We start from the raw sequence: 16,872 nt of genomic DNA, 5'->3' as shown, positions 1-16,872 counted from the left end.
GAATTTCTGTTGTTTCAATTAGCTTATGAACCACAAACAAGCGTTAACGCACAATATTTTTAAGTACATTTCAAAATCTGCTAAAGAATTACAGGTAGAAAGTTATGTTATAGGTGGTTTTGTTCGCGATTATCTCCTAGACCGTGGTGATGCTAAAGATATTGATGTCGTAGCTGTTGGAAGTGGTATTGAATTGGCAAAACAAGTAGCAAAAAACCTACCTAACCAACCTAAAGTTCAGGTTTTTAAAACCTACGGAACAGCGATGTTACGCTTTGACGATATTGAAATTGAATTTGTTGGTGCTCGGAAAGAAAGCTATAATGAAGACAGCAGAAATCCAATTGTTGAAAATGGTACTTTAGAAGACGACCAAAATAGACGCGATTTTACGATTAATGCGTTAGCTTTAAGTTTAAATGAAAACAATTTTGGCGAGCTTTTAGATCCGTTTAATGGCCTTGAAGATTTAGATGAAGGTATTATTCGGACCCCCTTAGAACCCAACATTACCTACAGCGACGACCCATTACGTATGATGCGTGCTATTCGTTTTGCAACGCAACTAAATTTTAAAATTGAAGATGCCTCTCTTAAAGCAATTACCGATAATAAAGAGCGTATAAAAATTATTACCAAAGAACGTATTGTTGTTGAACTCAATAAAATTCTAGAAAGTAAAACTCCGTCTATTGGTTTTATTCATTTAGAAAAAACAGGCCTTTTACAATATATTCTTCCTGAACTAACAGCACTTAAAGGTATTGATGAAATTGAAGGCCAACGCCATAAAGATAATTTTTATCACACCTTAGAAGTTGTAGATAATATCGCTAGAACTACAGACAACTTATGGTTGCGTTGGGCTGCGTTATTACACGATATAGGAAAAGCACCAACTAAGAAATTTCACAAAAAAATTGGGTGGACGTTTCATGCGCACGAATTTGTAGGCTCTAAAATGGTTTATAAACTCTTTAAGCGACTAAAAATGCCCTTGAATGATAAAATGAAATTTGTTCAGAAAATGGTATTTATGAGTTCGCGACCAATTGTATTAGCTTCAGATGTAACCGATTCTGCCGTTAGACGTTTGGTGTTTGATGCAGGTGACTATGTTGAAGACTTAATGACACTTTGTGAAGCTGATATCACAACAAAAAATCCTAAAAAGTTTAAAAAATATCACAACAACTTTCAGAAGGTAAGAGATAAAATTATTGAAGTAGAGGAACGCGATCAGGTAAGAAATTTTCAACCACCAGTCTCTGGAGAAGAAATTATGGAAACCTTTAATTTAAAACCGTCTAGAGAAATTGGAATAATTAAAGAAGCAATTAAGGAAGCCATTTTAGAAGGAGAAATTCCTAATGAACATGATGCCGCTTTTGAGTTGATGTTAGAGAAAGGTAAAAAATTAGGACTTGAAGCAGTAAGCAGTAAGCAGTAAGCAGTAAGCAGTAAGCAGTAAGCAGTAAGCAGTAAGCAGTAAGCAGTAAAATAATATTAATTCTTGTATTTATGGCTCATCAAACAAAAGAAAACAAAGCAGTTATATATTGGTTATTGACAGGTTGTGTTTTAATCTTTATCATGGTGATTGTTGGTGGTATCACTAGACTGACACATTCGGGCTTATCTATTTCAAACTACAAATTAATTTCTGGTACTATACCTCCAATGAATGAAGTAGAATGGAATGAAGCCTTTGAACTTTACAAACAATACCCTGAATATCAAAAATTACATAACCACTTTGGTTTAGAAGAATTTAAAGACATTTACTTCTGGGAATGGATTCACAGAGTTATTGGACGTTTTATTGGTTTAGTTTTTATCATTCCTTTTATTTATTTCTTAATTAAAAAACGCCTTTCAACATCCACAATAAAAAAATCCGTAATACTTCTTATTTTAGGAGGTTTTCAAGGTTTTCTAGGCTGGTATATGGTAAAATCTGGTTTAGTAGACGAGCCTAACGTCAGTCATTTTAGATTAGCGGCACACTTAACCACAGCATTTTTAACCTTTGCTTACACCTTTTGGGTGGCTTTAGATCTCATGTTCCCTGACAAGAAAGTCATTGATAAAAAATTTAGAAATTTTATAAGAATTGGTTTAGCTGTTCTTATACTTCAAATTATTTATGGAGCTTTTGTGGCAGGTTTAGATGCCGGATGGATTCATAACCACTGGCCTTTAATGAGTGAAGGTAAATGGATTCACGAAACCGTTTTTATTGAACAAACCCCAACTTACCTCAACTTTTTAGAAGGTAAAAGTGGTGTTCAGTTTGTACACAGAACTCTAGCCTATGTTGTGGTAATATTTATTTTATCTATTTGGTATAAAGCTAATCGTATGCAATTAACTACATGGCAAACAAAAGGTATTAATACGCTTTTAGTAATGGTTGGTGTTCAGTTTTTACTAGGTGTTTTTACATTAATATTAGCCGTTCCTGTATGGCTAGGTGTCTTACATCAAGTAGGTGCATTTATTTTGTTAAGTGCTATGACATTTACCTTACATCGCTTTACGAAATAATTAAAAAATGATTTAACTTTGCAGCATGATTTATAGATTTAGAATTATACTAGATAACGATACCGAAGATGATGTATTCCGCGATATAGAAATCCGCGAAACGGATACCATGGAAGATTTGCATAATGTTATTACACAATCTTTTGGATTTGACGGTATGGAAATGGCTTCATTTTATATGAGTGATGAGCAGTGGAATCAAGGAGAAGAAATTGCGATGATGGATATGAGTGAAGCTGGTAACGAAGTAAAAATGATGAGTACCACCATCATTAAAGATATGATTCATGAAGCATCTACACGCTTAATCTATCTCTACGACTTTATGAATATGTGGACATTTTATGTAGAATTAGGTGAAATTGTTGAAGAAGCAGAAGGAACAGACTACCCAAACTTAATGTATGTTCATGGCCAAATTCCAGATCAAGCACCTGAGAAAACATTTGAAGCCGATGAAGATGAAGATGACCTTTACAATGAGTTTGAAGACGACTTAGATCCTAATGATTACGATAATTTGAATTTTGATGAAAATTGGAATTAAAAAGCTGGTATAATTAAAACCGCTTTAAACTAACATCCTCGTAATTCCGTCTTACAAAATCGAGTGCATTTTTAAGTATTTCCCCCATGTTTTTACTCTTTCTAAAGTTTAAATCCATGGTATAATTATAGATATCTTCTTTAAGCCGTTCTATATGTTTTGGAAGTGAGATTTCATCTGCCTCCATGCAATCTAACAAGGCATTTAAACGCGTATGATAACTTAGCATTCGTTTGGCAACTATAGAACGCTCTTCAACCTTATACTGATCGATTGATTCGTGTTGAATTTTTTGACGCACCAACTCAACCATCTTAAAATTCTCTTTAAAAAACTGAGGTCTATAAATTTTTAGATTACCTTCAAAAGATTGTTGATCAAAATCAATGGCCCTAATTTTAAAAACCACATGGTCAAAATCGTGCGTTGGTACTATCACATAATTATAAGAACGCATATCTCCCAAAAGCCTAATTAAACAACGTTCATTAAACTTTACAAATTCTTTGGCTATTTGTGCTTTCTCTGACGGACTGCAATCTGGCAACATATTTTTTATAAACTCATCACCAGGAATACCTGCAATATGCTCTTCAATTAATGTGTCTTTACATACCAAAAAATTAATTTGATATGGTGATAGCATCTGTTCTAACTCTAGCCCATAAACCCTTGATGCATCTGCTGTTTTAACATAAAAATGAGTAAAATTATCATTGAGAATATTTCTAACTTTAATTCTGAACGGTTTCGAATTTCCAAACGTGCAAAAATCAATCGCATCTACATTCAAATATTTTAAAATCCATGTTCCTCCATCTGAGATTAAACTAGAATAGACTTGTTTTAAACTACTGTCAATTTCTTCGCGCTCAAATTCATTGTAAAATACACGTACCCAAAGCGTATCAACATCATTTTTATCATAAACAACTATTGACCCCTGAAACCGTAATAAATCTGAGTATAAAATAGGTAAATCTATATTTCTTCTATACTTAAACAAATAAGCATCTAGTTTCTCTGAAATAGGATAGGTTGGTTTCTTCTTTGATATTTTTAAATCGTTGCTCATGTGTTAAATTTAAGTGTTTTTAATAAATTTATTGGCACCTATAATGAAGTTATTTTATATAAAACAAAAATAATTGTAACAATTAAAAGTCTTAATCGTCTTACCTTTATAACCAACCAATATCTAATTTGTCACACTAAGCTATTTGAAGTGTCATTTTGATATTTTAAAAATCAATCATTTTGGAGCCAATCCTTACCATCAATAATCTCACAAAAAAATTTGGTCATTTAACAGCTGTGAAAAATTTGAGTTTCACAATTAACAAAGGCAATGTTTATGGCATTTTAGGACCAAATGGAAGTGGTAAATCTACCACATTAGGTATTGTTTTAAATGTCGTAAACAAAACACAAGGCGATTTTCATTGGTTTGATGGCAATACCACTACACACAATGCTTTAAAACAAGTTGGAGCTATTATTGAGCGACCAAACTTTTATCCTTATATGACGGCAGAACAAAACTTAAAGCTCGTTTGTAAAATAAAAGGAGTTGAGCATAGTAAAATAGACGAAAAACTTGAAGTCGTTGGTTTATTAGATAGAAAAAACCATAAGTTTAGAACTTATTCTTTAGGAATGAAACAACGTTTAGCCATTGCTTCTGCCCTACTTAACGATCCTGAAATTTTAATATTAGATGAACCTACTAATGGTTTAGATCCTCAAGGAATTCATCAAATACGTCAAATTATAAAAGAAATTGCAGCTAAAGGCACTACCATTCTTTTAGCTTCGCATCTTTTAGACGAAGTTGAAAAAGTTTGCTCGCATGTGGTTGTTTTACGTAAAGGAGAAAAATTGTATTCTGGTCGTGTAGATGAAATGATTAACAGTCATGGTTTTTTTGAATTAAAAGCCGAAAAACACCAAGAATTAATAGCCATATTAGAATCACACCCCAACATTGGCAACGTAACAGTAGAGGACGAATTGATTACGGCTTTTTTAAACGAACCAATGTCTGCTTCTGATTTTAATAAATTAATGTTTGAAAAAGGTATTTTTCTATCACATCTTGTAAAACGAAAAGAAAGTTTAGAAGAACAGTTTTTACAATTAACAGACCATTAATAAATCAATCAAAAAAAACAGCACCCTTCTTATCTTTTAAGAAGGATGTAAAACCAACCAATATATGTTACGTCTTATACAACTCGAATTACAAAAACTTTGGCTTAATAAAGCGAGTAGAGTTTTAATAATTATCTCATTTATTTTACCATTTACGGTATTAATATTGTCTTCAATAAAAATTAACTTCTTTGGTTTTTTTACTTTAGAATTAGGTGAGTTAGGTATTTTTAATTTCCCAATAATTTGGCATATTACAACCTTCTTTGCGGCACAATTCAAATTTTTCTTTGCTATAGTTGTCGTAAGCATGATTGGTAATGAATACAGTAACAAAACGCTCAAACAAAACCTTATTGATGGGCTGAGTAAAAAGGAATTTATACTATCTAAATTTTATACTATTGTATTTTTCTCATTGTGTGCTACGCTATTAATTGGCTTAGCAACATTCTTAATTGGCTTATATTATTCAAGTTATACAGAAGCTTCCATTATTTTTAGAGAAGTAGAATTTTTACTTGCTTATTTTGTAAAACTTGTTGGGTTCTTTAGTTTGTGTTTATTCTTAGGTATGCTATTAAAACGATCTGCATTTGCATTAGGATTCTTATTCCTACTATTTATTACAGAAAGTATTACTTATGGCTTAATGAAATGGAAACTTAATGAAACCGTTGCAGATGGAATTTACAATTTCATGCCTTTACAATCTATGTGGAATTTAATTAACCAACCTATTCAGAGAATTGTAATGACAAAGTTCCCAGAAAAAGCAGACATTATGTATGATTACGCTGTACATTGGTATGAAATAGCTATCGTACTAGGTTGGACTGCCATTTTTATCTTTTTATCATACCGGTTATTAAAAAAGAGAGATTTATAATACCTTTGATAGCAATTGCTATAACAAACTCAACACTATACTAGGGCTTTTACAGCTCTAGTTGTTATATAGTATTGATTAGTGTGTTAGCAATACACCAAAGTTATTATGAAAAAGACTCTTTTTATTATCTTCTTACTATGTACAAGTACCCAACTTTTTGCACAAAATGAAGCCTCATTTTGGTATTTTGGAAGAAATGCGGGTTTGCATTTTGATGCCTCTAGTAATACTGTTACAGCTGTAAATGACGGAGAAATTAATACTTTAGAAGGCTGTACTTCAATATCTGATACTGATGGCAACTTATTATTCTATTCTGACGGTATAACTGTTTGGAACAGTCAGCATGCTATAATGCAAAATGGTACAGGTTTAAAAGGAGACCCATCTAGTACCTCTTCTGGTTTAATTGTACCCAAACCACAAGACCCTAATATTTATTACATTTTTACGGTAGATGAACCACATCATTTTAACACGTCTAATCCTGCTTTTTCAGGACAAACAGATGGAGATGGTGTAAATGATGGTTTAATGTATACCAAAATAAACATGAATGAAGATGGTGGTTTAGGAGCTGTTGATGCTATTGAGAAAAACGTACCACTTATAACTTATGACCCTACAAATCCATTAGAATCGGAACTTAAATGTTCAGAAAAAATTACAGCCGTAAAAGCAGATGATTGTACCTCTTTTTGGGTAATTACACATTTTGTAGATTCTTTTTATGCCTTTAAGGTTACTGAAAATGGTGTTTCTATTAACGAAAATGGTGTAAATATAGGTCCTGTAATTTCTACATTTGACACTAGTGATGGTGATAATCTTATTGTACCAGCTAGTGGCTATCGCAAAAATGCATTAGGCTATATAAAAGCCTCGCCTGATGGCACTAAATTAGTTGTTGCACATCATGGTTTTGAAGATACGCAAGCGGGAAATGATGCGCCTGGTGGTGTTTATTTATTTGATTTTGATAACGATTCTGGCTTAATCTCTAATCCTTTAGAACTTTACAGTCCTTCTGAAGGCAATAGTCCGTATGGTGTTGAGTTTTCTGCAAATAATAAAAAAGTATATGCCACCATTGGTATAGGAGCTGCCGGTTCTGGATCAAGTGAAATTATGCAATGGGATTTGGATGGCGATAATGACCACATCACCAACTCTAGAGGAACCATTAGTACTCCAAACGCAAATCAATATAGTGCAGCAGCCATTCAACTAGGAATTGATGGAAAAATTTACAGAGCACAATTTGATTTTAATAATCAAAGTAATTCAGGCACATATCTCGGAGTTATTACCAACCCAGAAGCAGATTGGCAAGATGTTATTTACGACGCACAAGGTGTTCTTCTTGATGTCGGCGGACCACCAACGAATAGAAGTCAGATAGGCTTACCTCCTTTTATTCAATCTTTGTTTAATTCTGAAATTGATATTATTCAAAATGGTATTAGCACCTCAGAACTAAAACTTTGTACAGGAGACAACTACACGCTGCAAGCTACCGATATTGTTGGAGCAGATTATGTTTGGTCTTATAATGGCTTAATCATACCTGAAACCTCATCACAATTGTTTGTAGATACTCCTGGATTTTACGAAGTGTATATAGAACCTAATAATGGTGATTGCCCAATAGAAGGAACTGCTGTTGTTGGTATTTTTGATATTCCTGTAGCAAATTCACTTTCAAGAGTAGAGGTTTGTGATGCCACTGATAATGATGGTCTATTTTCTTTCGATTTTACAGATAAGAACTCCGAAGCCCTTTTAACTCAAGACCCCTTACTGTATGAGGTTAGTTATTTTGAAACACTAGCTGATGCCAATTCTGGTGACAATAAAATTGCGTTTCCTTACACCAATATTAGTAATCCACAAAGGATTTTTGTTCGTGTAAATAACATTGAAAACACCAATTGTTACGACATTAACTCCTTTGAGCTTGAAGTCTTTTCAACACCACAAGTCCCCGTATTAAACACTATTGAGATTTGCGATAACCTAGGTGATGAATTAGATGGTATTGCTACAGTAAATTTAGAAGATTTAAAACCAACAATAAGAGGAACACAAGATGAAAATGAAACGAGTATTACGTTTCATACCTCACAAGACGATGCAAATGATAATTTAAACCCTTTACCATTAAGCTATACAAACAGTGATGCTTTTAATGAAACTATCTTTACCCGAATTGAAAATACAGCAAATACAGATTGTTTTACTACAGCTAGTTTTGAATTCGTAGTAAATCCTATTCCTGTTGCAAATAACATTTCTATTTTACAATGTGACGAAGACGGTATTCCTGAAGGCTTTACCACCTTTAATATTAATAATTATTTAGAAGATATTACAGATGACATCTCAAATAATAGCATTGAATTTTATTTATCGTTATTAGATGCCGAAAATCAAGAAAATGAAATAAATGGTGATGCTTTCAATAATTTTTTCAATCCTCAAATCATATATGCAAGAGTAACAAATACAGATTCTGCCTGTTATAATTATAGTGAAATTTCTTTAGAAGTAAGCACCACTTCGTCTAACAACGCAAGCATAGCATTGTGTGATACAGATGGTACTGAAGATGGTTTTATGACCTTTGACTTAACAGAAACCAATGACATCATTTTAGCCAATACACCTAGTGGTTTAGATGTAATTTATTACGAAACCTATGAAGATGCTTTAGTAGAAACAAATCCTATTGGGACTACATTTACCAATACCATTCCGTATAACCAAACAATTTACGGACGTGTAGAAAACGCAAGCGCATGTTATGGCATAAGCGAAATTGAACTCACTGTTTTAGAGTTACCCAATATTGAAACAACATTTGAAACACTATATTGTTTAAACTCATTCCCTGAAACACTTGTATTAAATGGTGGAGTTATAAGTGATTCTCCAAGTAACTATTATTACGAATGGTCTACAGGTGAAAATACTACAGAAATAGAAATTAACACTCCAGGCACCTACAACGTAAGAGTAACAAACACCAACGGTTGCTTTAAAGACCGAACCATTACCGTGTTACCATCTAATATCGCAACAATTTTAAATATTGAAGTCATTGATGCTACACAAAACAATTCAATTTCAGTATTTGTGACAGGTGAAGGAGATTACGAATATGCATTAGATGATATTTATGGTCCTTACCAAGACTCTAACACATTTAGTAATGTTCAACCAGGATTATACACCGTTTACGTACGCGATAAAAACGAATGTGGTATTGTAGAAGATTTAATTTCGGTTATAGGTTTCCCTAAATTTTTCACACCTAATGATGATTATGACAATAATTATTGGCAAGTTCGTGGGATTACGGAAGAGTTTCAAGCCAATTCAACAATCTATATTTTTGATAGATACGGTAAGCTACTAAAAGAACTCGATCCCTTAAGTATTGGTTGGGATGGCAGGTATAACGGTGAAAATATGCCTACTAACGATTACTGGTTTAAAGTAACTTTAGAAGATGGCAGAACCTTTACTAGTCATTTTACTTTGAAACGGTAATTTAATTATTGTATTTTAGTCCTACCAATCTAATACCTTGAAAAGCACATATTATATATTATACTTACTTCTATTAAGTATATCATTTCCATTAGTTGCACAAGATATTTCATTATTTCAGCAATTCAATGGTAGATATGATTATACGGCTATTGGTAATACGCTAAATCCAAGCGAAAATAATACGTCTTCGTTTTGTAGTATTTTAGACACATCTAGTGCAACACTAGCTTTAGACCCTAATTTTACGGTTGTTAAAGCCTACCTTTATTGGGCAGGATCTGGACTTGGAGATACAGAAGTAACTTTAAATGACACAGCAATTATTGCAGACCATACCTATAATGTGTTTTACGATGACACAACTTTTGGTGAACTTAGTTACTTCTCATGCTATGCCGATATCACAGAACAAATTATAACTGAAGGTAATGTAAACTATCAATTTGCTAATGCAGATATTAATACTTCAATTTTATCAAATCCTGGGTATTGCGGAAACAGAACCAATTTTGGAGGTTGGAGCATTTATGTCATATATGAAGACAATACCCTGCCTTTAAATCAAATTAGTTTATTTCAAGGTCTAGAAATTATTAGTAGAAATGTCCCCGAACTAGATATGACATTATCAGATATTAATGTTTTAGATAATGATGGAGCAAGAATAGGTTTTCTAGCGTGGGAAGGAGATAACGCTTTAAATTATGGCGAATCACTTTCTATTAATAATAATTTAATTTCTAATCCTCCATTAAATCTTGCCAACAATGCTTTTAATGGCACTAATACATTTACCAATTCTAACACTTTTTTCAATGGAGATTTAGATGTTTATAGCATAGAAAACAATATTGCTATTGGAGACACTTCTGTTTCTATTAAACTTACTACTGGTGATTATGATACAAATGGTATATTTCAAGCCGACCTCATTATTATCAATAATATCATCACTGTTCTCAATAGTCAGTTACCAGATGCTACAATTACCTTAGATAATTATTTCGTCTATTGTAATGATTTTAATATTGAAGTCAATTATACCGTAAACAACTTTAACTCTACAGACATTTTACCTGCTAATACTCCTATAGCTTTTTATAGTGATGGTCTACTTATTGGTGAAAGCCAAACTATAAATGATATCGCAATAAATGCTAGTGAAAGTAATTCCATTATGCTTAATATTCCTGAAAGCACAAATCCTAATGTAAACATTTTAGCAATCGTAGATGATGACGGTGCATTAAATGGAATTGTTACTGAAACTAATGAAAATAACAATAGTACATTTATTGATATTGAATTGCTGCTCATTCCTGAAATAACAATTCTCCCTAGTCTTTTAGGATGTAATGAGGGTTTTAAAAAATCTACTTATAATTTATATGAGGCACTTGATACTTTAAGTTATACTGAAGAAAATGTAGCTTTTTACCACTCTTTAGAAGATTTAGAAACAGAATCTAACCCTATATTAATACCTAGTAACTATACTAATACGTCAAACCCTCAAACTATTTACATGCGTATGGTAAGTCTGCCCTGTTATGAAATTTTTCAGTTTAATTTAAACACCGAAAACTGTCCACCTTTTATACCTCAAGGCTTTTCACCTAATAACGACATGCATAACGATTGGTTTAATATTCAAGGCTTATACGATATATTTACAGAACACAACTTAAAAATATATAACCGCTACGGAGTTCTTATTTATGAAGGTAATAATAGTAACCCTTGGTTTGGAAAGATAAATAGAGGTCTTAATAATATAGGTAATAAAGTGCCTGTTGGCACCTATTTCTACCTCTTAAACTTGAATGATTCTAACTACCAACCATTTATGGGTTGGGTCTATGTAAACTACTAAAATGTGCCTTTTTTTAATTTGTTAAAGTTTTAGCCCTTTCGTCTTATTTTTTTGCAATAACGAATTACTTCATTTAATTTTATATCCGTTAACAAGTTTCACTGTTAATTCCCTCTTCATTTTATTAATATTTCCCTCGATAATAGTACTTAAATTAAAAGTCTATAAGTTAGATTTTTTAATTAGGTAAAATCATAGTCATAAGAGTTTCGGGTTAAGCTACTTCTAATACATTACGGTTAGAATTTTTTAATTCAATTTGGGAAGAAGGGCCTCTTTAGAGGCCTTTCTTATTTTTAAAAGTAAGTTTATACGTACAAAATGTTAACATTTTATGTATTTCAACGTATTTTATTGCATTTCAACTTTTTTAACTTTACATTTCGCCCATATTAAAGTACGTGTTAGCGTTAGCCCCAAATCTACCCTACACTAAAAATTTAAACTCAACCGAAACTAATGACTTATTTTAACCGCTCCCTCTGCTTATTTATAGGCTTAATTTGTAGTTTTTCATTTGCACAACAAGTTACCGTAAATAATTCAGTTTCACCCCAAGACTTAATACAAAACACACTAATTCAAGGCTGTGTAGAAGTCTCAAATATTTCATCACCCTCAAACGGATCGTCTATTGGCATAGGCAGTTTTGGATATTTTGAACGCGCTGCTTCAAATTTCCCTTTCGAAAACGGAATTGTTTTAACCACAGGTAATGCCAACTCAGCCGGTAATGGACAAAACAATACCATATTAAACGAAGGAGATGCTACCTGGCTCACAGACAGTGACCTTGAAACAGCTTTAGGTATCTCAGGAACAGTAAATGCAACATCTATAGAATTTGAATTTACTTCTATTTCAAATCAAATACAATTTAATTATATCCTCGCTTCTGAAGAATACTTTGGAAACTTTCCATGTGAATATTCTGATGGATTCGCCTTTTTAATTAAAGAAGCTGGAACGAGTGACCCTTATACCAATATTGCTTTAATACCGGGTACAACAATTCCTGTAAATACAAATACAGTTCACGATGAAATTGTAGGCTTTTGTCCTGCTTCAAACGAAGAATATTTTCAAGGTTATAACCTTGGTGACACAAATTATAATGGTAGAACAACTGTACTCTCTGCAACAGCTACTATTCAACCTAATGTGCAATATCAAATCAAATTGGTAATTGCTGATCAAAATGATAAAAATTATGATTCAGCTGTATTTATTGAAGGTAATAGTTTTGATGCTTCTGTAGATTTAGGTGAAGATTTTACAACATGTGCCACTAGTACTGTACTAGATGGAAATATAGATAACATAAACGCAACATATTCTTGGTATTTAGATGATGCTTTAATTCCTTCAGAAAACCAATCGACATTAACAGCGTCACAATCAGGAAATTATAGAGTAGAAATTGAACTTCCTTTAGCAGGAAGCTCTTGTGTTATCGAAGATGAAATTAATATCACTTTAAGTTCTACACAAACATCAGATCCTATTACAGACTATCTCTTATGTGATGATTTAAATGGCGATGGTATTGAAACATTTGACTTATCTAATAAAGATGCAGAAGTATTGGCTTCTGTACCTGCTTCTAGTTATACCATTTCATATCATTACACCAACTCAGATGCTGTTAGTAATAGTAACGCTATAACAAATCCTATTCAAAATACAGGAAACCCACAAGCCATTCATGTAAGAATTGAAGATACTATTAATGGTTGTTTAGCATTTTCTACGTTTAACTTAATCGTTAATAGTTTACCTATAATAACGGACCCATCGCCTTTAGAGGTTTGTGATGATCAAATAGCAGACGGAAGTACTGCAATGGACTTAAATTTTCTTAAAGATAACGAAATTACTCTTGGACAAACTAATCTTGTAGTAACTTATCACAGCTCTGCAAGTGATGCTGCTATTGGTATTAACGCTTACCCAATGCCTTATACCAACACTAACCCAACTGAGCAATTATTTGTTAGTGTTCAAAACCCTGAAACAGGCTGTATTAGAACAACAACATTAGATATAAGTGTTATAGAGAGTCCTATAATTAATATGGAACCTCATCTTATAGATGCCTGTGACGCAGATCATGATGGTTTTGCTAATTTTGATTTAACATCAATTATTCCTGATGTATTAGAAGGCATAACAGGTGTTAATGTAACATTTCATGTTTCTTCAGAAGACGCACTTTCTGGTGCTAACCCTATTGCAAATGATACAAACTATCAAAATATTATTAGTGAAGAACAAATCGTATATATTAGAGTAGAAAATGGAACTTCTGGCTGTGCTTCTGTTACTCCTATTGAACTCCATACTAATTTACTTTTGACTGCCACAAATATTAGAGATGTCACCTTATGTGATATTAGTGATGACGGTACAGAAGAATTTGATTTTGAAAACATTGAAGTAGGTATTGTTAATGATTTAGAAGATGTTGAAGTTGTTTTTTACGAAACTGAATCAGACAGAGATAATCAAATCAATCCTATTGATAAAAGCGTTGTCTATAACTCACAAAGCAACCCACAAACAATATATATAACTTTAGAAAGTCCAACTTGTTTTGAAGTCGCTGATTTTAATTTAATATTATTCCCTATCGTAACTTTTGAATCTGTTGTAAGCCTAATTGTTTGTGACACAGACCAAGACGGATTAACAACAACAGATTTATCAAGTTTAAATGCAGACGTTACCAATGGACAAGAAGGTTTTGGAGTAACTTACTTTTTAACAGAACAAGATGCGATTGATAATACAAATCCATTACCTAACTTATATACAAACTTAACCAATCCGTTTACCTTATTCCCAAGAATTACATTTACTCAAACAGGATGTTACGACTATAACTCTTTTGAGGTTACTGTATTACCAGCACCCGAAAGCGAAAAACCTTTAGATATCATTATTTGTGATGCAGATAGAGATGGTTTTTCTCCTATTAATTTAAATAACAGTATTCCTAACTCAATTTTAGCAACACCTAATAGATCTGTTACTTTTCACAATAGTCTAAGTGATGCACAATTAGATGAAAACCCAATAACTGACTTGTTTAATTATTCAGCACAAACAGAAATTGTTTATATGCGTGTTGAAAACACAAACACGGGTTGTTATTCTATAGAAGAGTTAGATATTATAGTAAACAAATTACCTTTTGTTGGAGATTTATCTAACTATGTTAACGAATATAATTTTTGTGAAGATAACTCAGATGGTATAGGAGAATTTATTTTCCAAAACAAAGATACAGAAGCCTTAAGTGGGCAAACTGGAAAAGAAGTGTCTTATTATCTAAGTCAAGCAGATGCAGATAATAAAACAAATGCCATAGACAAAACAAGTGTTTACGAAAACATTAGTAATCCACAAGAAATCTATGTAAGAATTGATAATATTACAGATGAATCTTGTTATACAACATCTTCTTTTACTATTGAAGTTGGTACCAATCCTGAATACAATGAACCTACAGATATATTTGTATGTGATGACAGTACTGTTGATGGTTCAGTAACATTCGATTTTTCAAGTAAAATTGATGAAGTGTCTGCTGGTATTCCAGATATACAAACTGTAAAATTCTTCACATCGGAAGAAGACGCTATAAATAACATTAATGAAATTCCACTAGTATTTGCAAATACAGTAAATCCGCAACAAATATATGTACAAATAGATAATGGTACTATTTGCCAGTCTATTACATCATTTGTTGTTAATGTAATTAGCACTCCAAATGTTTCAACTACAGATCCTATAATAGAATGTGATGATGATACAGATGGCTCACTTCAATTTGATTTAACAAGTGCAGAAGATAATATTTTAGATATTAGACAGGAAGATCTTCTTATTAACTACTATGAGAATTTTGAAGATGCAGAAGCGAATGCTAACGAAATTAGTAATCCTGAAAGCTATACAAACACCTCTAACCCGCAAACAGTTTACATTAAAGTAACTAATACTATATCTAACTGTTATACAACGCAACCTATAGAGTTAATAGTAAATCAACCTCCACTTATTAATGATTTTGAAGAATACATTATATGTGCTAATGATACCAATAGTGTAGATTTAACAGAGATCAATGAGATTGCTACTGACGTTAATTATAATGTACTATTTAGTTATTTTTCTAATGAAGCAGATGCTATTGCCAATACAAATGCTTTAGACACAAATTATACTTATCAGACAGATTATGACACTTTATTTGTAAGAACAGAATATAGCACTACGCATTGTTCAACCTATTATCAATTTAATTTAAAAGTACAGCCTTTACCAATTGCTAATCAAGCAAGTGATTTAATAGATTGTGATGATGACTTTGATGGTATTTTGGAATTCGATTTATCACAACAAAATGCTAGTATCTTAGGTGGTCAAGATCCTAATTTATTTACAGTAACTTATCATAATACAGAACTTAAAGCCAAAGAAAACAATTTTGCTTTAGACACCAATTATATGGCTTATGATGGTGAAGTAATTTACACACGTGTAGAAAACAATACTACAGGTTGTTATAGTATTGGTCAATTTTCTATCATAGTAAACCCACTTCCTATTATAGATATTAGAGATCAAGTAATTTGTTTAGATAGTGGGCCATTATTAGTTTCTGCAAATACTAATTACCCTACAGATACTTATTTATGGTCAACTGGAGAAACTACACCAGAAATTGAAATCACAAATGTTGGTAGTTATTGGGTAAAAGTAACCTCAGAATTTGGTTGCGAAAACACACGTTATTTTGGTGTTTCTGAATCTGAATCTGCAACTATTGAAACCACTGAAATTATTGATTTTTCAGATCCCAATAATATTACAGTAACTATTAGCGGAATTGGTGATTACCTATACCAATTAGACGATTTAGACCCTCAAGAATCTAATGTTTTTGACAATGTACCTATGGGTTATCATACTGTAACTATTATAGACCTAAATGGTTGTTCTAATGTTACTAAAGAAGTCTTGGTTGTTGATATTCCAAAATTCTTTACACCTAACAATGATGGCACTAATGACACTTGGCATATCGTAGGAATAGAAACTTTACCTGGTACAACTATTAGTGTTTTTGACCGCTATGGTAAACTTATCACCCAATTGAGTTCTAACACGCCTGGTTGGAACGGTAACTATAATGGTGAAAAAATGCCTACAAATGATTATTGGTATGTAGCAGATGTACAGCGTGGCTCTATTGCATTTCAAGTTAAAGGACATTTCACCCTAAAACGATAAATTTTA

9 protein-coding genes are annotated in these 16,872 nt (G+C 32.3%); 8 read left to right on the top strand and 1 reads right to left on the bottom strand.

The features are described 5' to 3' along the window. Window positions 1-25 precede the first annotated feature (25 nt). The 3 genes from ABD730_RS06305 to ABD730_RS06295 all read left to right on the top strand — a co-directional run bounded on the left by ABD730_RS06305 (window position 26) and on the right by ABD730_RS06295 (window position 3,094). On the top strand, window positions 26-1,450 hold the full coding sequence (locus ABD730_RS06305; RefSeq protein WP_334467084.1) for a CCA tRNA nucleotidyltransferase: 1,425 nt from the start codon (window positions 26-28) through the stop codon (window positions 1,448-1,450). A gap of 71 nt (window positions 1,451-1,521) precedes the next feature. Next, window positions 1,522-2,547 carry a COX15/CtaA family protein gene (locus ABD730_RS06300; protein ID WP_344713358.1) on the top strand — a complete coding sequence of 342 codons (1,026 nt, stop codon included), beginning with the start codon at window positions 1,522-1,524 and terminating at the stop codon, window positions 2,545-2,547. 25 nt (window positions 2,548-2,572) lie between these two features. After that, the gene (locus tag ABD730_RS06295; RefSeq protein ID WP_334467079.1) at window positions 2,573-3,094 is read left to right on the top strand and encodes an IS1096 element passenger TnpR family protein; all 522 of its coding nucleotides are present in this window, start codon (window positions 2,573-2,575) and stop codon (window positions 3,092-3,094) included. 13 nt (window positions 3,095-3,107) lie between these two features. Here the strand turns inward: ABD730_RS06295 and ABD730_RS06290 are convergent, their stop codons facing one another. Beyond that, entirely contained in the window at window positions 3,108-4,169 is a 1,062-nt protein-coding gene (locus ABD730_RS06290; protein ID WP_334467078.1) for a hypothetical protein, read from the bottom strand. Between the two features lie 182 nt (window positions 4,170-4,351). Here ABD730_RS06290 and ABD730_RS06285 point away from each other — a divergent pair, with 182 nt between their 5' ends. From ABD730_RS06285 to ABD730_RS06265, 5 genes are all read left to right on the top strand, one after another. Then, window positions 4,352-5,245 (top strand): ABC transporter ATP-binding protein, encoded by an 894-nt coding sequence (locus ABD730_RS06285; RefSeq protein WP_215925440.1) that lies wholly within the window; start codon window positions 4,352-4,354, stop codon window positions 5,243-5,245. Between the two features lie 64 nt (window positions 5,246-5,309). Continuing rightward, on the top strand, window positions 5,310-6,134 hold the full coding sequence (locus ABD730_RS06280; protein WP_215925441.1) for an ABC transporter permease subunit: 825 nt from the start codon (window positions 5,310-5,312) through the stop codon (window positions 6,132-6,134). A 108-nt stretch (window positions 6,135-6,242) separates the two neighbouring features. Further along, window positions 6,243-9,689, top strand: a complete 3,447-nt coding sequence (locus ABD730_RS06275) for a T9SS type B sorting domain-containing protein (protein WP_344713354.1) — start codon at window positions 6,243-6,245, stop codon at window positions 9,687-9,689. 37 nt (window positions 9,690-9,726) lie between these two features. Beyond that, window positions 9,727-11,565 carry a T9SS type B sorting domain-containing protein gene (locus ABD730_RS06270; protein WP_344713352.1) on the top strand — a complete coding sequence of 613 codons (1,839 nt, stop codon included), beginning with the start codon at window positions 9,727-9,729 and terminating at the stop codon, window positions 11,563-11,565. Window positions 11,566-12,024: 459 nt separating this feature from the next. Further along, the gene (locus ABD730_RS06265) at window positions 12,025-16,866 is read left to right on the top strand and encodes a choice-of-anchor L domain-containing protein (protein ID WP_344713350.1); all 4,842 of its coding nucleotides are present in this window, start codon (window positions 12,025-12,027) and stop codon (window positions 16,864-16,866) included. Window positions 16,867-16,872 lie beyond the last annotated feature (6 nt).

This window comes from Winogradskyella damuponensis (assembly GCF_039538385.1).
Lineage (GTDB): Bacteria > Bacteroidota > Bacteroidia > Flavobacteriales > Flavobacteriaceae > Winogradskyella > Winogradskyella damuponensis.
This window is presented reverse-complemented; position numbering and strand designations above follow the sequence as displayed.